The following is a 21,837-nucleotide window of genomic DNA, read 5'->3' on the forward strand; positions in this document are numbered from 1 at the left end:
ATCGCACCGCTTGCAGCACCGAAGCCCGGGCTGCGTCACGCAGGTCGCGGTTCATGCAAAGCTCGCGCTAAGATGAAGCCATGAATGATAACTTCCTTGCACTCGAAATTTTCTTCCAGGCTCTCGTGGTCATCGCCGGACTGGGAATGGCGGGCTTCGCCGGACTGGTCGTCAAGCGTCTTTTCCAGGGCCAGAAGTAGCAAACAGCGCACACAATAGCGTGTGCGCTGTTTTTGTTTCACCAACGACTAAGGAGCGAGTGGTCCATGGCATTTGCCCTACCGACTGACCTCACCCCGGAACTCGTGCCTTTCGCCTGGCTCATTGGAACCTGGGAAGGCATGGGGCGCCTTGGAGAAGGCGAAGCCGAGGACGAATATTTCTGGCAGCAGGCCACCTTCAGCGACGTCGGCGGCCCCTACCTCGAATACCGCAGCGAATCCTGGCTCACCGACGCCGAGGGCAACAAATTGCGTCTGCTTACCGTGGAGACCGGTTTCTGGTCCCTGGATCGTGAGCAGCTCGAAGCCGATGCCGGTCCCGGCATGATTCCGGGCGACGTGTTCCCGGTGCTGCGTTCGGCGGATGACGTGCAGCAGCTGCACACCAAGGACGGATTCAAGATCCAGGCGCATATCGTGCAGCCCGGCGGCATCTCGGAACTGTACTACGGCCTGATCGATGGTCCACGTGTCCAGCTGGCCACCGAAGGGCTGCTGCGCAGCAAGAACGCCAAGCAGTACGCCTCCTCAACCCGCATCTACGGGTTGGTCAACGGTGAACTGTTCTGGCGCTGGGACGTGTCCATGGGGAATCTGGAACTCAAAGCCCATGCGTCAGCCGCGCTGAAGCGTGTTGCCGCGGACGAATCAACGAAGTAGCCATGACTGAAACTTATCGTTCCCAGCTGCTGCAGCGCGATGGCGCCGTGGAAGCCGGGGGAGTGGACGCAGGGGTTGCCGCGCACTACGGCGCGCCGACCCGCGAAGCCCGACGATTGTTCGAGGGCGAAGCCATCGCCGACCTGTCGCATTTCGACGTCCTGGAAATCACCGGAGTCGATCGTCAGAGCTGGCTGAACACCCTGAGCACCCAGCAGACCACCGCGCTCAAGCCGGGAGACAGCAGCCAGGCGCTGCTGCTCTCCATCCAGGGGCGCATCGAGCATGAGATGAAGGTGCTGGTCGACCAGGAGCGCCTGCTGCTGATCGTCGAGCCCGGCAGTGGACCGGCGCTCCAGGAGTTCTTGAACTCCATGCGCTTCATGCTCCGCGTCGAGGTCAACGACCTGTCCGCCACCCACGGGGTGCTTGCGGCCACCCGCCGCATTCCCACCGCAGGCGAGCTGATCTGGACCGATCCGTGGCCTGGAGTCGCCGAGGGCGGCTGGGCCTACTCGCGGGACGAGCACCCGGGCGCCGAGCGCCCGTGGCTGCTGCACGTCATCGAGCTGGAGAAGCTCGGCGAGGCGGTGGGCGAGGAGCAGCTGGCCGGCATGATGTCGGTGGAGGCCCTGCGCATCGCCGCCTGGGAGCCGCGCTTCGGGGCGGAGATCGACGACAAGACGATCCCGCATGAGCTGGACTGGCTGCGCACCTCGGTGCACCTGAACAAGGGCTGCTACAAGGGCCAGGAAACAGTAGCCCGCGTGCACAACATCGGGCACCCGCCGCGCCGCATCGTGTTCCTGGATCTGGACGGCTCCATGCACACGCTGCCGGCTTCGGGGGCCGAGATCAAGCTCGGCGACCGGGTTGTCGGCAAGGTGACCTCCGCGGCGCTGCACTACGAAGCAGGGCCGATTGCGCTGGGCGTCATCAAGCGCAACGTGGACCCCGGCGAAGTGCTCAGCGTGGTGGATGGAGACAGCGTCTACCCCGCCAGCCAAGAAGTCATCGTGACCCCGGACGCCGGACAGGTGGCCGGGCGGTTCACCGGATTCCTGCGCACGCCGCCAGCCAAATAGGAGGCCGGCGAAACAGCACGAGCCGTGAAGTCTTCAGGGACTTCACGGCTCGTGCGTCGTTTAAGACGTTGCCTGCGCGGATAGCTACACTAGCTGGCCCGCTGTGCGCGGGGTCAATGAATCAGTCCAGCGCGTCGCATTTTTCCACAGGGCCTAATAAACCTGACGATGGAAGATTCAGTTGTGTCCCATCTGGGTCCACACCCACTGGTGATAATCAGTAGCCCACTCTCTCGCATGATGCTGAGGATTTCGAGGACCGGTAAATCTTGCCTGAGCGTACGAGCACTAGATTCCATCAATGCTTGATCCTTATCTCACTGCATAGAAGTCACATAAGTCTCTTGTCGCATAGAAGCTCTCGGACACTAAAGACCGCCTGACTCGCTTTGATCTCGTCTTATCTGTCTCTACTAGATACGAGCCCTTAGTGAGAATCCATTATTTCTATTGGAAAGTATGCATAAATATATGATCATAGCGAACTCTGACGAAAATTGAGGTTTCAGACAGTAACTAGTCGAGGATAGTTATTGACATTGCAAAATAACGTTAATAGCATCAAAGTGGGTTTGTGCCATGACAAGAAGGGAAGTGGCATGAAGCAGAAGAAGCCCGAACCGCTGGTAGTCGTAACGTCTGATGGGGTTACCCTTGCTAACCTGCTACTGCAATCGAGAAGTTGGATTCATAGATGCGTAGACACAATAGCGCTAGATGACGACGGGCGAAGCTGGCAGCGTACCTCTCTGGACCTTACTCCGCCTGGTAGCTACACGGGTTCCGCACTTGCCGAAGCTAAAAATCGCGAATCTTCGATTCTTCCCCACTGGGGAGTGATTCGGGGCAGCCGAAACCGGATTATTCTACCTATTGGGTTTTTCAAAAAAGGAGTAGGGATCCGAGGGTTCGGGATTATCGGACCAAAGGGTTCACCTTTGTCAGTCCTGACAACTGCGAAGAACGTTGATCTAGTATTCGAAATGCTCGTCTCTTTATTACCGAATCTATTTTTTGAAATTGCAGCTCATGATGAATTGATCGTGCGAAATATTCTTTCGATTGCAGAGCGCAATAAAAGTGTTGACCAGAGTGCAAAATCGGATGTAAGAAATTGGATCATACAACTAAAGAATGACCCAAGGTATTCGCATGCTCTCGAAGAGAAAGATGCTTGGGATATATTTGAGCAAGTTGCCCTATCGCTGGCGGAAGAATTTCTAATGTTGGTTGAAGTTGATGTAGAACTTCAAGGTGTTAGGAGCCTAATCAAAGTATCCTTTGAGATAGACCTTGAAGTAAGCAGTGAGTGGCACCTAGGTACTATCTCAGTTTCTACGTCGCTCTGGAGCTTTGGTATAGCTGCAAGCCATCACTGCGAGTTGAGGCTGCCTGGTGATCTAGTGTTAACCAAGATGGCCCTCAACGAAAATGCTGAGGTGGGACGCGACGCACGCTTTCGAGAGCTTAGGCGACGGCTTCGATTCTGGCGGGGAGATTCTGGCCATAAGGAGCCGGTAGAAGTCTCTACAGGCCATGTGAGTTGCGCTCCTCCTAATTCAGATAAGTTCGCATCAGGCTATATGCGGGCACAAGTTGAACCAGCGAGACAGGGGATATCAAGCATTACAGTTATCGCAATTTGGGGAATGCTGTTTTTGTGCTTAGCTTCAATTTGTTTTCGTATTTGGAATGATTTTTTCCTGAGGCCGATACATTCTGCGCCGACTTCTGTAATCTCTGTTCTCTTGGCCGTCACTGCGGTATTGTTGTCGTGGCGTTCGATGCGGCGCGAGCATACACTAACTGGAATACTGTTCTCGCCATTTAGGAAAATCCTGTTGTGGAGTTCCTTGGCCTTAGCTATACTCGCTGTACTGCTATCGCTGATGTTTGATAGCTGGGTATGGCACGTGGGTTGGTATGTAATCTACGGTATTACTTTGGCTGTGATCTATACATACTGGAAGCTCTGGAGGGTTGCGTACAGTGCTACATAAATTATTGATGGGCATTCTACAAGGTAAGGGGAGCGATTCCACCGCTGGCCCCGTTCCTAGCGGTGCGCGTGATCAACTCCCAGTCACTGTTGCAGTCGTTTCCCCTGGCGCTCACTGGGCAGGATCTACTGCTGTTTCAGTTGAAACAGTCGAGAGAGTGCTCAGCGAAAAGCGTAAAAGCGAAAAGGGCAAGAACCTTAGAAATTCCACAGAAAAGATTCGAGCCTCCAGAGATGCAGATTTTACGCTGATAGGCAGATGAAACGAAAAAGCGAAATGCCGTCGGGCTTGAAGTCTCCTCTGGAAGGTGATTTTAAGCCCGACGGCATATTTAACTTGAAGTTCATGGTCAGCCGAAGAGGATCTTCGCCTCGTTGTAGCGCTCCATCGGCACCCGCTTGAGGTTGTTCAGGGCCGCGCGCATCGGCACGCGGTTGATCTTGGTTCCGTGCAGCGCCACCATGGTGCCCCACGCCCCGTCGACGACCGAATCCACCGAGGCCATGCCCAGCCGGGTGGCCAGCACCCGGTCGAAGGCGGTGGGCACCCCGCCGCGCTGGATGTGGCCCAGCACGGTGGCGCGGGTCTCGATGCCGGTGCGCTCCTCGATCAGCGGGGCGAGCATCTCGCCGATGCCGCCCAGCCTGGCGCGGCCGAAGGTATCAAGGCCGCGCACGGAGAAGGCCTCTTCCATGCCTTCGGGCACGAAGCCCTCGGCGACGACGATCAGCGGCGCGCGGCCGCGGTCGTGGGCCTCGTTGACCCACTGGCAGATCTGCTCCATGGTGGTGGAGACCTCGGGGATCAGGATGGCGTGGGCGCCGGAGGCCATGCCCGCATGCAGCGCGATCCAGCCCACGTGCCGGCCCATCACCTCGGCGACCATGCAGCGGTGATGCGAATCGCCGGTGGTGCGCAGCCGGTCGATGGCCTCCACGGCGATCTGGTTCGCGGTGTCGAAGCCGAAGGTGTAGTCGGTGGCGTCCAGGTCATTGTCGATGGTCTTGGGCACGCCCACGAGCGGCAGCCCGGCCTCGCACAATCGCTGCGCGCCGGCGAGGGTGCCCTCGCCGCCGATGGCGATCAGCGCGTCCACGCCGTTGTCCTTGAGCACCGCGGCGATGTTCTGCGGTCCGCCGTTTTCGCCTTCGAAGGCGTTGGTGCGGGAAGTGCCCAGGATGGTGCCGCCCTGCTTGGAGATGCCGCGCACCGCGGTGCGCGGCAGCTCGAAGAAGTCGCCTTCCTTCACTCCGCGCCAGCCGTCGCGGAAGCCGACGAATTCATGGTCGTAGCTCTTGATGCCGTTGAGCACGGCACCGCGGATCACTGCGTTCAGGCCCGGGCAGTCGCCGCCCGAGGTCATGATTCCAATGCGCATTTACCCTCACTTGGTCATGATGGGACATAACCTGCGGCGGTGCGTGGGGGACGGGAAAATCGCTTGCCCCGTGGGGCAGCGCTGCAGGAAATCCATCTGGATGTCATTCGATATCCGCGCGCCATTGAGCATCGAGTTTGAAAAATAGTCTACGTGCTTAAGCCCACAAGGGCGAGTTTGCGGACCATGGGAGATCCGCAAACCCGCCCCGGGTTGCTGCGCCGCCTCAGGCGGTGCCGGCTAGAACTTCCTGAGCCATTTCTGCAGGATGATGCTGTCGTCCTGGGCCGGGATGAGCAGCCAGGCCACGATGTAGGCGCCGATGCCGAGCACCGGCAGCAGGAACGAGACCAGCATGATGATGCGCACGATGGTGACATCCCAGCCGAACTTGTCGGCCAGTCCGCCGGCTACGCCGCCGGCCATGCGGGCCGGGCCGCGGCGCAGCGGGATTGATCGGATCGAGTTGAAGAACTTGTCCATGTTCGGGCTCCTGGTTTTCGGGTTGGAAGACTAGTAGTTGGGGTTGGCAGGGGGTGGAAGCTCGTCATCGCGGTTGCCGCGCTTCATGGCTGAAGCGATGCCGGAAACGATCATCACGATACCTGCCAGGGCGATCAGTGAGATGAAGAACAGCGGGGTGTCCAGCGTCCAGTCGAAGATCGTGTTGCTCAGCGAGACCACGGCGACCACAACGAGAATGAGTCCGAAGACCAGGGTTCCGGTGGGGAACTTGGTCTCCCGGGTTGGTTTGGAATTCATGTGTCCATTCCTTAGAACTGCGGATTGGTGGCGTTGCCGGGGCCGGTGGATACCGTTGACTCGAAGCTGGAGAACACTCCGTCGATGTCCACGGTGAGGGTCGGTGCGTCGGCCGGCAGCTGGCGCAAGTCCTGGGGCAGCTGGCCCTCGAGGTCCGAGATGAAGACCCCGTCGCTCTTGATCTTGACCGGAACATTGTCAGGGAGTTTCAGTTCCAGCTTGGAGAAGACCGAGGAGACGTCAACGGTGGTATCCGAGGTGATGTCCTGCTTGTCGGTCAGGTCCAGGGTTGAGTTGCTGAAGACGGCGCTGTACGAATGGTCCGAACCATCGGTGTGCACCATCGACTGGTTGCCCGACGCGAGGTTGCTTCCGCCGAAGATGACGGTCAGCACCAGCAGCGGAATGGCCAGCCCCAGCAGGCCCCCGCTGGTGCGCTTGGTGGCGGAGATGAGGATCAGGCTCAGACCCACCAGAAGCAGCCCGCAGGCCAGGGCGACGGACCAGCCGTTGCCGGGCAGCTCCACGACGTTCAGGTAGTCGATGCTGAGCACCGCGGCGATCACCAGGACAGTCAGGCCCACGATGGTGGTGGCGATCCAACCCGGTACCGGAGGGGCCAGCCGCGCCCGGCGGGCTTCCTTGGCCTGCTTCGACGGGTTGGGCCGCGGCGGGTAGGCCTGGTGCTCGAACGGGGTGGTGTAGTCCGCGTCCGGCCGCGAGGTGGAGGCCGAGCCCTCCTGCGGTCCGGAGGGACCCGGTTTCTCAGATTCCATGGTGTGCTCCTCAGAAGCCGAAGTGGATGTCTGCATGAAGTCGAATTGATCGGCGCCGGCCGGTTCATGCCCCGGAACACTTGCCTGCGCGCTGAAAGACGTGTTTTCCGAACGCCAGGTTTTTTCAACCACGGTGCCGGTCAGGGTTTCCCCTGAGCCCTGGGTCGTGTGCTGCGTGGTCCCGGCAGGTGATGAATCCTCCGGGGCCGGCCGGTAGGTAGCGCCGGGCCGCGAGCCGTCGTATTTGGTGTCGCGGCGCTTGAAGATCAGGAAGACGATGGCCGCGACGATGGCGATGGGCCACAGGATCGGGGCCAGCGAGTCCAGGAACCAGGGAGCGGGGAAAATGCCGAGCACCATGGTGATGAGCGCGCCGGTCATGCCGCTGGTCCATTCCTTGTTGATGGCGCGTTCCAGGTGGATCCGGTCCTCGGTGTCCGGCAACAGCGCCCAGGCGATGCCGTAGAGCACCAGGCCCAAGCCGCCGAGGATGCTCAGGGCCACCAGCACGCCGCGCACCAGCACCACGTCGATGCCGAAGTGCTCGGCGATGCCCGCGGCGACGCCACCGATCCATTTGGATTCCTGGCGGACGATCTTCAGCTTGCGCATCTGGGCGAAGAATTTGTCTTCATGGCCCGGGCTCTGGTTCCTCATGCTTCAATTCTGGTGCAGAGGGAGCCGTACCCGCTATGAGGGGCTACCCTGATTTGTCCCTAGGGGTGCCCCCGGTTGTGCCCAGAACGCGGCGGAACCCGGCGATTCCATGCTTGACTTAGAAGCATGGCAACCCCTGAACAGCGAAAATTCATCGTGCGCAGCGAGAACCGGTTCATTGCCGGCGTCTGCGGGGGACTCGCCGAGCATCTGAACATCCCGGTCAGCTATGTGCGCCTGGCATTCCTGGCGCTCAGCGCGCTGGGCGGCGTGGGCTTGCTGCTGTACGGGTGGCTCTGGGTCTTCACCCCCAGCGCGGACGAAACCCAGGCCGACGAGCTGCGTTCCTGGGGCGCCAAGAACCGCACCCTGGCCGAGGAAATGGCCCGCGTGCAACAGGGCCTGTTCAGCGGCCGGGAGAACGCGGTGTCGCTGAGCCGTTGGCGGGACGCGCTGATCGGTGCGGGCCTGCTCGCGCTGGCGGTCCTCGCCATGGGCCAATGGGCAGGCTGGAAATTCCGCTGGGACCTGATCTGGCCGGTGATCGGCATCCTCGGCGGCATCCTGCTGGCCTGGATGCAGATCGACCGCAGCGCGGTGCAGCCGGACCGCAAGATCAACGCCACCCTGGTCATCCGGCTGGCCCTGGGCCTGGTGCTGGTGGTCGGCGGGCTGCTGGCCATCCTCAGCGGCACCGTGGCGGTGGCTGACCTGCTGGGCGGGTTCTGGGCGGCCCTGGCGATCATCGCCGGCGCCGTGGTGGTGCTGCTGCCCTGGGGCGCGAAGCTTTGGCGCGACTACCTGGCCGAGCGCAGCAACCGGCAGGCCACCGCGCAGCGCGCGGAATTCGCCGCGCACCTGCACGACTCGGTGCTGCAGACCCTCGCAGTGATCCAGAAGCGCAGCGAGGAGCCGGCCGCGGTGCGGACCCTGGCCAGGGTGCAGGAGCGCGAGCTGCGCCAGTGGCTCTACGGCGAACAGCACCTGGACGCCGAAGACGTGGTGGTCGAGATCCAGAACGAGGCGGAGAGCATCGAGCAGCTGATGCTGCGCGACATCGACGTGGTGGCCGTGGGCAACGGCCAGGGGTTCGCCGGGCAGCAGGCGCTGGTGGCCGCCAGCCGGGAAGCCATGATGAACGCCGCGAAGCACGCCGAGGGCAAGATCTCGGTATATGTCGAATGCTCGCCGGCGCAGGTCGAGGTGTTCATCCGCGACCGCGGCGCCGGGTTCGACCTCGGCTCGATCCCCGAGGACCGGCACGGGGTGCGCGAATCCATCCTCGGGCGCATGGAACGCGCCGGCGGGGCCGCGCGCATCCGCAGCGGCCAGGACGGCACCGAAGTACAGTTGAGCATGCCGCGTGGCACTGAGCAGGAAGAACAGAAGGCATCATGAGTGAAACCACCGAACAGACCTACCGGGTGGTGCTGGTTGACGACCACGCCATCTTCCGTTCCGGGCTGCGCGCGGATCTTGCCGCGGACCTGCAGATCGTGGGCGAAGCCGGCAGCGTGGAGCAGGCCATCGAGGTGATCGAGCGCGAGCGCCCGGACGTGGTGCTGCTGGATGTCCACCTGCCTGGCGGCCGCGGCGGCGGGGGCGCGGAGGTGCTTGCCTCCTGCGCGCACCTTTTCTCCCAGACCAAGTTCCTGGCGCTGAGCGTTTCGGACTCGGCGCAGGACGTGGTGCTGGTAATCCGCTCCGGTGCGCGCGGGTACGTCACCAAAAGCGTTTCCGGCCAGGAGATCTCGGATGCGGTACGCCGGGTGGCCGGGGGAGACGCGGTGTTCTCCCCGCGCCTTGCAGGCTTCGTGCTCGACGCCTTCGGCTCCTCGGTGGCGCCGGGGCAGATCGACGAGGAGCTGGACCTGCTCACGGACCGCGAGCTGCAGGTCATGCGGCTGATCGCCCGGGGCTACAGCTATAAGGAAGTGGCCAAGGAGCTGTTCATTTCGATCAAGACCGTCGAATCGCACGTCTCCAACGTGCTGCGCAAGCTGCAGCTGTCCAACCGCCACGAGCTGACCCGCTGGGCCGTGGAGCGCAAGATCCTCTAGATGCCGGAAACCAGACAAGCCGAGGCGCCAACCTTTCCAGGTTGGCGCCTCGGCTTGTGTGGTGTTGGAAACCTACTTGGCTTCGCCCAGCAGCTTGATCATGCGGTCGACACCTTCGGCCAGATCAGCGTCGCCCAGTGCATACGACATCCGGATGTAGCCCGACGGGCCGAATGCCTCGCCCGGAACCACGGCGACCTCGGCCTGCTCCAGGATGAAGGCGGCCAGCTCGGCGCTGGTGTTGTTCACGACGCCGCGGATCTCGCGGCCCAGCAGGCCGCGGACATCCGAGTAGGCGTAGAAGGCGCCGTCCGGGGTCGGGCAGTGCAGGCCGTCGATGGTGTTCAGGCCCTCGACGATGGCTAAGCGGCGGCGGTTAAAGGCGGTCTTCATCTCGTTCACGGCATCCAGCGGACCTGCCACGGCGGCCAGCGCGGCGCGCTGCGACACGTTGGCGACATTCGAGGTCGCGTGCGACTGCAGGTTGGTGGCGGCCTTGATGACGTCGTTCGGGCCGATCATCCATCCCACGCGCCACCCGGTCATCGCATAGGTCTTGGCTACGCCATTGAGCACGACCACGCGGTCTTCGAGCTCCGGCACCAGGGTGGCGATGGAGCTGAACTGCGCATCGCCGTAGGTCAGGTGCTCGTAGATCTCATCGGTGACAACCCACAGGCCGTGCTCCGCGGCCCACAGGCCGATCTCCCGGACCTGCTCCGGGGTGTAGACGGCGCCGGTCGGGTTGGACGGGGAAACGAAGAGCAGGATCTTGGTGCGCTCGGTGCGCACGGATTCCAGCTGCTCCACGGTGACCTTGTAGCCCTGCTCCGGGCCGGCAAAGATCTCCACCGGCTTGCCGCCGGCCAGCTGGATGGCTTCAGGGTAGGTGGTCCAGTACGGAGCCGGGACGATGACCTCGTCTTCGGGATCCAGCAGCGCGGCGAAGGTGTTGTACACGGCCTGCTTGCCGCCGTTGGTGATCAGGACCTGGGAAGGTGCGACCTCGTAGCCAGAATCTCGCAGGGTCTTCGCTGCTACGGCTTCACGTAGCTCGGGAAGTCCGCCGGCAGGAGAGTAGCGGTGGTTCTTCGGATCGCGGGCTGCCTGCACGGCTGCCTCGACGATGTAATCCGGGGTTGGGAAGTCAGGCTCACCAGCGCCGAATCCGATGACCGGGCGTCCTGCGGCCTTCAGGGCCTTGGCCTTGGCGTCAACGGCGAGGGTTGCGGATTCGGAAATTGCGCCGATGCGGCGAGAGATTCTAGACATGGAAGATTTCGTCCTGAAGTCAACGATGGTTGGTGATGCTTCTAGTCTAGATCCCGCGGGCGCGCTTCCCGCGCCGAACTGGAAAAATGACCTCTCACGACCAGTCCAGTGGTGACGAAAATGCGTTATGCGCCACACTGCATCTGTCCAGTTCGACATTTTGGATTTCCTTGCGTAAAGTTATTTCTCGTTGCAAAGACATCGCAACGGACAAGGCATAACGCTGAATCCGACAAGATTATGCAACGGAGCATTCAGCTCTAAAGGGTAGTGGCGCAATTGGTAGCGCAGCGGTCTCCAAAACCGCAGGTTGCAGGTTCGAGTCCTGTCTGCCCTGCGCAGTAGCGATCTATCGCTCAGCGAGAATCTCACGTCACGGTGTGTTGTGGTCAGAACGGCTGCGGCACACCGTGATTGTTTCAACTGGCCAAAAAATTGAAACGAGGAACAACGTGACAGAGGCTGTAGTGAACTCGGGCAAAGGCAAGCAGAAAAAGGGCATCTTCGCCCGCATCATGCTGTTCTTCCGCCAGGTAATCGGCGAACTGAAAAAAGTCGTCACACCAACGCGCAGCGAACTCGTGAACTACTTCTTCGTTGTTCTTGGCTTCGTCGTGGTGGTCATCGCGATCGTCACAGCGTTAGACTTCGTCTTCGGGCAGGGATCGATCCTCCTGTTCACCCGGCAAGTAGAACAGTAATTTGATTGCCTCGGCGGTATAATCGCTCCGAGGCAATTTTAGTGTCATCCAGTCAAAGAAAGCAGGATCCGCAGTGTCCGACAAGGAACTCGAACCGCAGATTAATGACGAGGTCGAAAACGAGTTCGTTGAAGCCACCGGCGATCAGGTGGAGGCAGCTGAAGAAGCTGCAATCGACGAAACCGAAGAGGCAACCGTAGCGGTTGACGAATCCTTCGAGGCCCTCGTTGCGGACGTGGATGCCGATGACGCAGACGCCGAGGAAGAAGCTCCAGCAGAAGAGGACGCTGCCGACAAGGTAGCCAAGCTCAAGGAAGAATTCCGCACGAAGCTGCGCCGTCTTCCGGGCGACTGGTTCGTAATCCACACCTACGCAGGTTACGAAAACCGCGTGAAGGTCAACCTCGAAACCCGTATCCAGACCCAGGACATGGAAGATTTCATCTACGAAATCCAGGTTCCGATGGAAGAGGTCGTCGAGGTCAAGAACACCCAGCGCAAGATCGTGCGCCGTGTGCGCATTCCGGGCTACGTCCTGGTGCGCATGGAACTGACCGACGCTTCGTGGGGTGTTGTTCGACACACCCCAGGCGTCACCGGCTTCGTGGGCAACGCCCACGATCCGAACCCGCTGAACCTCGATGAAGTGTTCTCCATGCTGGAGCACACCGTGGTCGACCCGGCCGAGCAGCCAAACGCCGCGAAGCCAGGCCGCGCCCCGATTACCGAGGTCACCGTGGACTTCGAGGTCGGCGAATCGGTCATCGTCAACGATGGTCCGTTCGAGACCATGCCGGCTACGATCTCCGAGATCAAGCTGGAAGCCGCTCAGCTGGTTGTGCTCGTTTCGATCTTCGAACGCGAGACCCCGGTGACCCTGAACTTCAACCAGGTTACCAAGATCCAGTAGTATTAAGTTTTCGTGCCCCGCTTCGAGTGCTTTCGATGCGAGGGCGCGTTCGGCTGTCGCGCCACGATAGCCACAACCCGCACCACGCTCCTGTGCTGCGGGAACTGCAAGAGTAGAAGGACCCGACATGGCCCCAAAGAAAAAGGTCACCGGACTCATCAAGCTGCAGATCCAGGCAGGTGCTGCTAACCCAGCTCCTCCAATCGGTCCTGCACTTGGCCAGCACGGCGTCAACATCATGGAATTCTGCAAGGCTTACAACGCTGCCACCGAGTCGCAGCGCGGTAACGTGATTCCAGTTGAAATCACCGTGTACGAAGACCGTTCGTTCACTTTCATCACTAAGACCCCACCTGCAGCTGAGCTGATCAAGAAGGCTGCCGGCATCGCCAAGGGCTCGGGTGTTCCACACACCAACAAGGTTGCAAACCTGACCCAGGCCCAGGTTGAGGAAATCGCCACCTCCAAGATGGCTGACCTCAACGCAAACGATCTGGCTGCAGCAGCCAAGATCATCGCCGGCACCGCTCGCTCCATGGGCGTGACCGTAGAAGGCTAATAACGCCTTCGGTCATTCGCCCCATGGGTGAAGGACACTCAAGAATTCAAGAAATGGCGATAAGTTCACTCGGACTTTTCGCCCGTGGCAGGACCCAGCGCGGTCCACATGACCACGACTGCATAAGGAGATAACGCAGATGGCAAAGCGCAGCAAAGCATATGTAGCCGCCGCGGCTAAGATCGAGGCTGACAAGTTCTACGCTCCAGCCGAGGCAATCGCCCTGGCCAAGGAGATCGCTGGCGACAAGACCCACTCGACCGTTGAGGTTGCATTCCGCCTGGGTGTCGACCCACGCAAGGCCGACCAGATGGTTCGCGGTACCGTGAACCTGCCACACGGCACCGGCAAGACCGCCCGCGTGGTTGTTTTCGCCAACGGTGACAAGGCTGAGGCAGCCCGCGAAGCCGGCGCCGACTTCGTTGGCTCGGACGACCTGATCGAGAAGATCCAGGGCGGCTGGACCGACTTCGACGCAGCGGTTGCTACCCCGGACCTGATGGGCAAGGTTGGCCGCCTGGGTAAGATCCTCGGCCCACGTAACCTGATGCCAAACCCTAAGACCGGCACCGTGACCATGGATGTGGCCAAGGCTGTTACCGACATCAAGGGCGGCAAGATCGACTTCCGCGTCGACAAGCACTCGAACCTGCACTTCATCATTGGCAAGGCTTCGTTCGATGCCAAGCAGCTGACCGAGAACTACGCAGCTGCACTGGATGAGGTTCTGCGTCTGAAGCCTTCGGCTTCGAAGGGCCGCTACATCTCGAAGGCCACCATCGCTACCACCTTCGGTCCAGGCATCCCTGTTGACTCGAACGTAACCCGCGTTGAGGCCTAAGCTTTAGAGCTTATTTAAGCCCGCGGGCTCCACCACTGATCGTGATGGTGCCCGCGGGCTTTTGCATTCCCCGAGGGCATCCGCTGTTGTGCAAGCAACCTCCCAAGGTCGATCACAGGGCTGCCCCGGCGCCGTGGGTCCAGGGGAGCGGGAGAAGCCAGGCGTCGGGCCGGCCAGGAAATGGACGGCCAAATCAAGTGCACCCTTACCCAGACGCGCCCGTAACAGGGCACGGACCTGGGATGAATCTCCGAGTGGGTGCATCCAGAAGTGGACTTTCGTGATGAGCCTCCCGGGCAGTGCGATACGCGGGGAATCGAGAGGAACGCGGACGCTGGAAACCCTCCTCAAAGCGCTAAAATCGGCCACGCTCGCATAAACATGCAAATGCGTTCAATTTTTTTCATCATGCGTTTAACCCCGTAATTTCGCGGATCTTGGAGTGTCAACCCCCGAAAACATGGGAAATTCATTGGAATTTGCCAGCTTACGGTTCTGTGTCATGGGCAAGAAATGCTACCATTGAAGCACTGATTTATTCAGCGGTGTCTGCATGGGACCCCCAAGACTATGCAGGCGCTGGGTGGGTAAGTTTCCCCAAAGCTTACTCATCGACAAGTAGCCTGTATCTAGCGTCCCCCAAGTGCTAGATGCAGGCCTTGTCTTTTTAAGCAGCGGTTCAAGTGGGCGGTATCACGCCTCGACGATACCGCTGAATTTGGAAGAGGGCGTGATGCGTGCCTACAATAGAAATACCGAAGACCGTCGGTTGAGCATTTATGCTCCTAAAGGTCCGCAAGGACGACCAACGCAGGTTTCATAGATTTGATTTGACTTGAATGAGTTGAACTGCCCTGTGCTCCTGCGCGGGGCCTTTTTTATGGCCTCGCCGGTTATGAAACGGTACCGAACAAATCCCCGGAAGGAGTGTTATGGCAACCCCGAGCAAGACTGCAGCGATTGAAGAGATCACTGCTGACTTCAAAGATTCGTCTGCGGCTGTCTTGACCGAATACCGTGGGCTTACCGTTGCACAGCTCAAGGATCTGCGCCGCTCGCTTGGTCAGGAGACCAAGTACGCCGTTGTGAAGAATACCTTGACCGCTATCGCAGCGAAGGAAGCCGGCATCGAAGCATTCGATGACCAGCTTTCCGGTCCGACCGCTATCGCCTTCATTAAGGGCGATGCAGTTGCTGCCGCAAAGAGCCTCACGGAGTTCGCCAAGGCCAACGACAAGCTGGTTATCAAGACCGGTTGGTTCGAAGGCAAGGCACTTGATACGGCCGGCATCGCAGCCTTGGCTGCGCTGGAATCGCGCGAGACTCAGCTGGCACGTGTTGCTGCCGTGCTGCAGGCTCCAGCTTCCGCTGCTGCCCGCGTCGTCGACGCCCTGCGTGCAAAGCTCGAAGAGAACGGTGGCGCTGCCGCCGAGGAAGCCCCGGCAGAAGCCTAAGCTTTCGAGATTCTCTCGCAACGTAACCCATATTCATAGGCCGCAAGGCCAAAACCGAAAGGACGCCGACCATGGCGAAGCTCACCAACGAAGAGCTGCTTTCCGCATTCAAGGAAATGACCATCATCGAGCTTTCCGAGTTCGTTAAGGAATTCGAAGAGACCTTCGACGTTACCGCTGCTGCTGTTGCAGTTGCAGGCCCGGCTGCCGGTGGCGAAGCCGCTGCTGAAGAGCAGACCGAATTCGACGTAGTCCTGGAGTCGGCTGGCGACAAGAAGATCGCAGTCATCAAGGAAGTTCGCGCAATCACCTCCCTGGGTCTGAAGGAAGCTAAGGAGCTCGTTGACGGCGCTCCTAAGGCTCTGCTCGAGGGTGTTGCCAAGGACGCTGCTGAGAAGGCTAAGGAAGCCCTCGAAGCTGCCGGTGCAACCGTTACCGTTAAGTAAGTTACGCGGTCACTCGCAACTTATTACCAAGGGTCCACAGATTTCGATCTGTGGGCCCTTGGCCGTTAACTGAATGATTTCTTAGAAATAGATTTATAACGTTTCTATTAACAGCGTTTTTATAGGTTCAGTGTTTAAAGTTGAAGGCGTGCCAAACAGCGATACCATTCAGCCGCGTCAACCGGCCCCGCGCTTGGGATTACTGGACGGTCTACGTATCACCGCAGCCGTGGTCGTCGTCCTCTACCACTACACCGCATGGGGCCACAATTTCTGGGGTCAATATGCCCCCGATACTTGGCCGGTGCTCTCGACGGTCACCCGGTACGGCCAGATCGGCGTACAGCTGTTTTTCCTGATCTCCGGCTTCGTGATCCTGATGTCGATGCAGGGCAAATCGGTCATCCAATTCATCGGTTCGCGCGTGGGCAGGCTCTATCCCGCTTATTGGGTTGCCGTGCTCGCGGCAGCGCTGCTGTCTTTCGTCTTCTGGCCATCGATCGCCGACGGACGCACTCCGGCGGACATCTTGCCGAACCTGACCATGATGCAAACGGCGTTCGAGGTGCGGCATCTGGACGGCGTGTATTGGACGCTCTGGATCGAACTGCGCTTCTACATCCTGCTTGGCATCATGCTCTTGTGCGGCCTGGTGAAGAACGAGTCGATCATGCTGCTCTCGGTGCTCTGGCCTGCGCTGGGCCTCTATCTGCACTTCACCAGCTACGTGAAACTCCAGGACTGGATCGCCGGCCCCTACGCCGCGCTCTTCGCCGCAGGCATGGTGCTCTACCTGATCTACCGCGATGGCCACAGCCTGCTGCGCTGGTTCGTCGTGGCATTCAATACCGTGATCGCGGCCTACTTCACCGGCTTGAAGGGCAGCGAAGACGCGCTGCAACTGTCGAACATGCACGTTCCCGCGTGGCACTTCCAGGCGCTGATCGTGCTCTGCGTTGGCCTGCTGGCGCTGTGCACGCTAACGCCGCTGAAACATATCCGAGCCAAATGGCTTGCCGTTGCCGGTTCCCTGACCTTCCCGCTCTACCTGTTCCACCAACTGTGGGGATGGTGGATCATCGAGCAGCTGCATGGCCAAGTGAACAAGTACTTCCTGCTGACCGGCACCGTTGCGGTGCTGATGCTGTGGTCCTATGCTGTTGTGCGATTCATCGAGAAGCCGCTGGGCCTGCGCCTGCGCAATGCAACGATCGCCGGCCTGACCAAGGCCAAGACCGCCACGCAGAAAATATTCGCGAAGCCTCCAGTGGCTATTCCGGAGTCGAAATATCAGCAATCGTGGCCTCAAAGCCGCTGACCAGATCCTGGGGATCCACCAGCAGGCCGTGCAGCGGATCCCCGCTGCCCATGGCCACGCGCTCGGGAACCGGATCGGCGAAGACGCTCGCATCGATGATCACCGGCAGTGCCGTGTGGGAGCCGAAGGGCGTAATGGTGCCGCGCACGAAATGAGTGACGGCCAACGCGGTCTCGGCATCGGGCAGCGAAAGCTTGTTGACCCGGAGCACCGCGCGGATCTTCGCCCAATCCAGTTTGCGGCCGCCCGGGATCAGGGCGAAGACGAATGAATCGTCCGATCTCTTGAGCACCAAGGTCTTGAGCAGATGCCCAGGTACCACACCCAGAAGTTCGGCGGCTTCCTCAAGGGACGTCGCCGCTGCCCGGGGAACGATGTCGATCGGCACTTCGCGGCGTGCTGCATCCAGCAGAACGCGGGTCATTGCTTCCGACGACTTCAGATCCGACATTGAAAACCCCTCATCACGTGACCGGCCCGGTCGCAGTGCAGGTGGGCAGCGCTGCGACCGCGGCATGCTTATAGCTGAGCCTAGTGCAGAAGATCCTGGCAGGCGGTGTTTGCCAACGCGACACTTGATGCCGCGCCTATTCCCGGATCGCGGGAGTACCCGTGGGATACGGCCACGGTGGGGGATAGGCAATGCAGCGGTGCGGGTGCTGAGCGGGCGCCTTCGGGCAGAAGCAATTTCAGTCAATCGCAGAAACTGCGCTCATTTGGAATCCGGAGCGCAAGATCGACGGCCTCGTGAAGCCCCTGTGACTAATCGCACGTAGGTACGGCACTCGCATTTTTCGGCCATCAGGCGTGAACTAGCTCATGCCCTCGCGGTGTAATTCGCAGGGAAAAAATGCCGGTATCATCTGGGAAAAGTCCCTGCCCGGGGAAGTAGGGCGACGCTGCCAGCGCGGGAAATCCGGGGTCCCGGGACCCTGGAGCGAGGGGTTCCGAGAGCAGAACCAAAAACTATAGCACGGATTTCGGCCGGAGGTGTCGACAAGTGCAAATTCCTCCGGTAAGGTTGAAATTTGCGCCTTACTGTTTGCGCGCGCGGCCTTCATATAGCGGTGGGTCTCGTGGACGAAAAAGAGGGCTTGTCCTATGACAGGCACCTTAGCACGGTAAGCGTTCGGAAACCTGACGGTCTTTGGAAGGATCCATCTTGGTCGCCTCGAGCAACCCTAACAACCAAACCGCTAGTTCGGCTCGCGATGCTGCATACGCTGGCCGACTTTCTTTTGCAAAGATTCACGAACCACTTGAAGTGCCTAACCTGCTGGCATTGCAGACCGAGAGCTTTGACCGCCTCGTCGGCAATGAGCGCTGGGTAGAGCGCCTGACCAAGGCCGAAGCTGCTGGCGACTCCAGCGTGCCGAACACCTCGGGACTGGCCGAAATCTTCGAGGAAATCTCCCCGATCGAGGACTTCCAGGACACCATGTCCCTGAGCTTCTCGGAGCCGGAGTTCGCTGATCCGAAGTACACCATTGCGGAGTGCAAGGACCGCGACGCCACCTACTCGGCACCGCTGTACGTCAAGGCCGAATTCATGAACAATGAAACCGGCGAAATCAAGCAGCAGACCGTGTTCATGGGCGATTTCCCGCTGATGACTGAAAAGGGCACCTTCATCATCAATGGCACCGAGCGTGTCGTGGTGTCCCAGCTGGTCCGCTCCCCGGGTGCATACTTCGAGTCCGCACCGGACAAGACCAGTGACAAGACCATCTACTCAGCACGCATCATCCCGTCACGCGGTGCATGGTTCGAACTGGAAATCGACAAGCGCGACCAGATCGGCGTGCGCCTGGACCGCAAGCGCAAGCAGTCGGTCACCGTCCTGCTTAAGGCCTTGGGCTGGAGCGAAGAGCAGATTCTGTCCGAATTCGGCCAGTACGACTCGGTACGCGCCACCCTTGAGAAGGACAACATCAAGGACCAGAACGAAGCGCTTCTGGACATCTACCGCAAGCTGCGTCCAGGCGAGCCTCCTACGGTCGAGGCAGCCCAGGCTCTGCTGAAAAACATGTACTTCGAGCCTAAGCGCTACGACCTGGCAAAGGTCGGCCGCTACAAGATCAACCGCAAGCTCGGCGTGGAGACCCCGGTCAACGCTGAGAACGCTTCGGTGCTCTCGATCGACGACCTCGTCGCCATGATCCGCTACCTGGTTGCGTTGCACGCAGGCGAGAAGACCGTCTCCGGCACCCGCAAGGGCGAGATTGTCGATATTCCGGTGAACGTGGACGACATCGACCACTTCGGCAACCGCCGCATCCGCGCGGTGGGCGAACTGATCGAGAACCAGATCCGCACCGGCCTGTCCCGCATGGAGCGTGTTGTGCGCGAGCGCATGACCACCCAGGACGTCGAGGCGATCACCCCGCAGACCCTGATCAACATCCGCCCAGTGGTGGCAGCGATCAAGGAGTTCTTCGGAACCTCGCAGCTCTCGCAGTTCATGGACCAGAACAACCCGCTGGCCGGCCTGACCCACAAGCGCCGCCTGTCGGCCCTGGGCCCGGGCGGCCTGTCGCGCGACCGCGCCGGCATGGAAGTTCGAGACGTCCACCCGTCGCACTACGGCCGCATGTGCCCGATTGAAACCCCGGAAGGCCCGAACATCGGCTTGATCGGTTCGTTGGCGACCTACGGCCGCATCAACGCCTTCGGCTTCATCGAGACCCCGTACCGCAAGGTGTCCAACGGCGTCGTGTCCAACGAGGTCGAGTACCTGACCGCGGACGACGAGCTGCAGCACTACATCGCGCAGGCCAACGCCCCGCTGGATGAGAACGGCGCGTTCATCGAAGACGCCGTGCTGGTCCGCGAAAAGGGCGGTGGCGGCGAGCCTGTCATCGTCGACGCCGATGAAGTGACCTTCATGGACGTTTCCCCGCGCCAGATGGTGTCTGTGGCTACCGCTCTGATTCCATTCCTGGAGCACGACGACGCCAACCGCGCACTGATGGGCGCCAACATGCAGCGCCAGGCTGTGCCGCTGCTGCAGTCGGACCGACCGCTGGTCGGCACCGGCATGGAGAAGTACGCCGCGGTTGACGCCGGCGACTCCGTGGTGGCCGGAAAGCCGGGCGTGGTGACCGAGGTCTCCGCCGACCTGGTGGTTGTCATGAACGACGACGGCACCGAGTCGATGTACCCGATCATGAAGTTCGCCCGCTCGAACCAGGGCAACGCCTACAACCAGCGCGTGCGCGTGTCCGAAGGCGACCGCCTGGAGTACCAGTCGATCATCGCCGACGGCCCGTCCACCGACATGGGCGAGCTGTCCTTGGGCAAGAACCTGCTCGTGGCATTCATGTCCTGGGAAGGCTACAACTACGAGGATGCGATCATCCTCTCCCAGCGCATGATCTTCGACGACGTGCTGACCTCGATCCACATCGAGGAGCATGAGGTCGACGCCCGCGACACCAAGCTGGGCGCCGAGGAAATCACCCGCGACATCCCGAATGTCTCGGAAGACATCCTCTCCCAGCTCGACGACCGCGGCATCGTGTACATCGGTGCAGAGGTCGAGGCCGGCGACGTGCTGGTGGGTCGCGTGACCCCGAAGGGCGAAACCGAGCTGACCCCTGAAGAGCGCCTGTTGCGCGCCATCTTCGGTGAGAAGTCCCGCGAAGTGCGCGACACCTCCCTGAAGGTGCCGCACGGCGAGTCGGGCACCGTCATCGGCGTTCGCATCTTCGACCGCGACAACGACGACGAGCTGAGCCCGGGCGTCAACCAGCTGGTGCGCGTGTACGTGGCCCAGAAGCGCAAGATCACCAACGGTGACAAGCTCGCAGGCCGCCACGGCAACAAGGGCGTCATCTCCAAGATCCTGCCGCTGGAGGACATGCCGTTCCTGGAGGACGGCACTCCGCTGGACGTCGTGCTGAACCCGCTGGGTGTGCCAGGCCGCATGAACGTGGGCCAGGTCATGGAAATCCACCTGGGCTGGGCAGCCAAGCAGGGTTGGAACATCGAGGGCGAGCCTCAGTGGGTCAAGGACCTGCCGAACCTGCCTCGCCAGTCGGGTCCGACCACCGTGGCAACCCCGGTCTTCGACGGCGCCTCGGAAGAGGAAATCCGCGGAATCCTGGATTCGACCAACAAGACCCGCGACGGCGTGCGCCTGATCGGCAACTCCGGCAAGGCCCGTCTGTTCGACGGCCGCTCCGGCGAGCCGTTCCCGGATCCGGTATCGGTCGGCTACATGTACATCTTGAAGCTGCACCACCTGGTGGACGACAAGATCCACGCCCGCTCCACCGGTCCGTACTCCATGATCACCCAGCAGCCGCTGGGCGGTAAGGCCCAGTTCGGTGGCCAGCGCTTCGGTGAGATGGAAGTGTGGGCCCTGGAGGCCTACGGCGCCGCTTACACGCTGCAGGAAATCCTGACCATCAAGTCGGATGATATCCACGGCCGCGTGAAGGTCTACGAAGCCATCGTGAAGGGCGAGAACGTGCCGGAGCCAGGTGTTCCGGAATCGTTCAAGGTTCTGATCAAGGAAATGCAGTCGCTGTGCCTGAACGTCGAGGTGCTCGGCACCGACGGCCAGACAATCGAAATGCGCGAATCGGACGAGGAATCATTCCGTGCCGCAGAAGAGCTCGGCATCGACCTGTCCCGGTCGGAGCCGAACTCCGTAGAGGAAGTGTAGTCCGGTGCGCCGCCCGGACTGCACAGCCCGGGCGGCCGCGCCGCACACCGACTTATTCGTATCGACTT

At 60.6% G+C, this 21,837-nt stretch carries 19 protein-coding genes and 1 tRNA gene; 14 read left to right on the forward strand and 6 right to left on the reverse strand.

The window, feature by feature from the left end; translation table 11 throughout:
- Nucleotides 1-266 precede the first annotated feature (266 nt).
- From ATC04_RS05975 to ATC04_RS19275, 3 genes are all read left to right on the forward strand, one after another.
- A complete protein-coding gene (locus tag ATC04_RS05975) occupies nt 267-881 on the forward strand; it encodes an FABP family protein (protein WP_047119701.1) in 615 nt (204 codons plus the stop codon).
- Between the two features lie 2 nt (nt 882-883).
- Nucleotides 884-1,966, forward strand: coding sequence for a folate-binding protein YgfZ (locus tag ATC04_RS05980; protein ID WP_197413518.1), 1,083 nt, complete (start codon nt 884-886; stop codon nt 1,964-1,966).
- A gap of 599 nt (nt 1,967-2,565) precedes the next feature.
- Nucleotides 2,566-3,966 carry a hypothetical protein gene (locus tag ATC04_RS19275; RefSeq protein ID WP_152666867.1) on the forward strand — a complete coding sequence of 467 codons (1,401 nt, stop codon included), beginning with the start codon at nt 2,566-2,568 and terminating at the stop codon, nt 3,964-3,966.
- A gap of 349 nt (nt 3,967-4,315) precedes the next feature.
- On the opposite strand, the gene ATC04_RS05985 is transcribed toward ATC04_RS19275, so the two are convergent.
- From ATC04_RS05985 to ATC04_RS06000, 4 genes are all read right to left on the reverse strand, one after another.
- On the reverse strand, nt 4,316-5,344 hold the full coding sequence (locus tag ATC04_RS05985; RefSeq protein ID WP_047119700.1) for a 6-phosphofructokinase: 1,029 nt from the start codon (nt 5,342-5,344) through the stop codon (nt 4,316-4,318).
- Nucleotides 5,345-5,584: 240 nt separating this feature from the next.
- Nucleotides 5,585-5,827 carry a PspC domain-containing protein gene (locus ATC04_RS05990; protein ID WP_047119699.1) on the reverse strand — a complete coding sequence of 81 codons (243 nt, stop codon included), beginning with the start codon at nt 5,825-5,827 and terminating at the stop codon, nt 5,585-5,587.
- A 30-nt stretch (nt 5,828-5,857) separates the two neighbouring features.
- A complete protein-coding gene (locus tag ATC04_RS05995; RefSeq protein WP_047119698.1) occupies nt 5,858-6,106 on the reverse strand; it encodes a hypothetical protein in 249 nt (82 codons plus the stop codon).
- Between the two features lie 11 nt (nt 6,107-6,117).
- Complete coding sequence (locus ATC04_RS06000; protein WP_047119697.1) at nt 6,118-7,539, reverse strand: PspC domain-containing protein; 1,422 nt, start codon at nt 7,537-7,539, stop codon at nt 6,118-6,120.
- A gap of 126 nt (nt 7,540-7,665) precedes the next feature.
- Here ATC04_RS06000 and ATC04_RS06005 point away from each other — a divergent pair, with 126 nt between their 5' ends.
- Nucleotides 7,666-8,937, forward strand: coding sequence for an ATP-binding protein (locus ATC04_RS06005; RefSeq protein ID WP_047119696.1), 1,272 nt, complete (start codon nt 7,666-7,668; stop codon nt 8,935-8,937).
- Complete coding sequence (locus ATC04_RS06010) at nt 8,934-9,599, forward strand: response regulator transcription factor (RefSeq protein WP_047119695.1); 666 nt, start codon at nt 8,934-8,936, stop codon at nt 9,597-9,599. The genes ATC04_RS06005 and ATC04_RS06010 overlap by 4 nt, the downstream gene beginning before the upstream one ends.
- Before the next feature lie 72 nt (nt 9,600-9,671).
- Here ATC04_RS06010 and ATC04_RS06015 read toward each other — a convergent pair whose 3' ends face one another.
- Entirely contained in the window at nt 9,672-10,871 is a 1,200-nt protein-coding gene (locus ATC04_RS06015) for a pyridoxal phosphate-dependent aminotransferase (protein ID WP_047119694.1), read from the reverse strand.
- Between the two features lie 264 nt (nt 10,872-11,135).
- Between ATC04_RS06015 and ATC04_RS06020 the strand changes: the two genes are divergently transcribed.
- From ATC04_RS06020 to ATC04_RS06055, 8 genes are all read left to right on the forward strand, one after another.
- A tRNA-Trp gene (locus ATC04_RS06020) sits at nt 11,136-11,208 on the forward strand.
- A gap of 115 nt (nt 11,209-11,323) precedes the next feature.
- Complete coding sequence (gene secE / locus ATC04_RS06025; protein ID WP_047119693.1) at nt 11,324-11,572, forward strand: preprotein translocase subunit SecE; 249 nt, start codon at nt 11,324-11,326, stop codon at nt 11,570-11,572.
- A 73-nt stretch (nt 11,573-11,645) separates the two neighbouring features.
- Nucleotides 11,646-12,482, forward strand: a complete 837-nt coding sequence (gene nusG, locus ATC04_RS06030; RefSeq protein ID WP_047119692.1) for a transcription termination/antitermination protein NusG — start codon at nt 11,646-11,648, stop codon at nt 12,480-12,482.
- A gap of 127 nt (nt 12,483-12,609) precedes the next feature.
- A complete protein-coding gene (rplK, locus tag ATC04_RS06035; protein ID WP_047119691.1) occupies nt 12,610-13,041 on the forward strand; it encodes a 50S ribosomal protein L11 in 432 nt (143 codons plus the stop codon).
- Between the two features lie 139 nt (nt 13,042-13,180).
- On the forward strand, nt 13,181-13,882 hold the full coding sequence (gene rplA / locus ATC04_RS06040) for a 50S ribosomal protein L1 (protein ID WP_047119690.1): 702 nt from the start codon (nt 13,181-13,183) through the stop codon (nt 13,880-13,882).
- Nucleotides 13,883-14,814: 932 nt separating this feature from the next.
- A complete protein-coding gene (gene rplJ, locus ATC04_RS06045) occupies nt 14,815-15,336 on the forward strand; it encodes a 50S ribosomal protein L10 (RefSeq protein WP_047119689.1) in 522 nt (173 codons plus the stop codon).
- Nucleotides 15,337-15,407: 71 nt separating this feature from the next.
- A complete protein-coding gene (gene rplL, locus ATC04_RS06050) occupies nt 15,408-15,782 on the forward strand; it encodes a 50S ribosomal protein L7/L12 (protein WP_047119688.1) in 375 nt (124 codons plus the stop codon).
- Nucleotides 15,783-15,930: 148 nt separating this feature from the next.
- On the forward strand, nt 15,931-17,100 hold the full coding sequence (locus ATC04_RS06055; protein ID WP_047119687.1) for an acyltransferase: 1,170 nt from the start codon (nt 15,931-15,933) through the stop codon (nt 17,098-17,100).
- Here ATC04_RS06055 and ATC04_RS06060 read toward each other — a convergent pair.
- Nucleotides 17,054-17,551, reverse strand: coding sequence for a YbaK/EbsC family protein (locus ATC04_RS06060; protein WP_082123944.1), 498 nt, complete (start codon nt 17,549-17,551; stop codon nt 17,054-17,056). The genes ATC04_RS06055 and ATC04_RS06060 overlap by 47 nt on opposite strands.
- 711 nt (nt 17,552-18,262) lie before the next feature.
- Here ATC04_RS06060 and ATC04_RS06065 point away from each other — a divergent pair.
- Nucleotides 18,263-21,769: a DNA-directed RNA polymerase subunit beta gene (locus tag ATC04_RS06065; RefSeq protein WP_047120841.1), complete on the forward strand. Its 3,507-nt coding sequence runs from the start codon at nt 18,263-18,265 to the stop codon at nt 21,767-21,769.
- The last annotated feature ends 68 nt before the right edge of the window (nt 21,770-21,837 follow it).

Origin of the sequence: Arthrobacter sp. YC-RL1, assembly GCF_001454985.1 — a bacterium.
Classification (GTDB): Bacteria; Actinomycetota; Actinomycetes; order Actinomycetales; family Micrococcaceae; genus Glutamicibacter; species Glutamicibacter soli.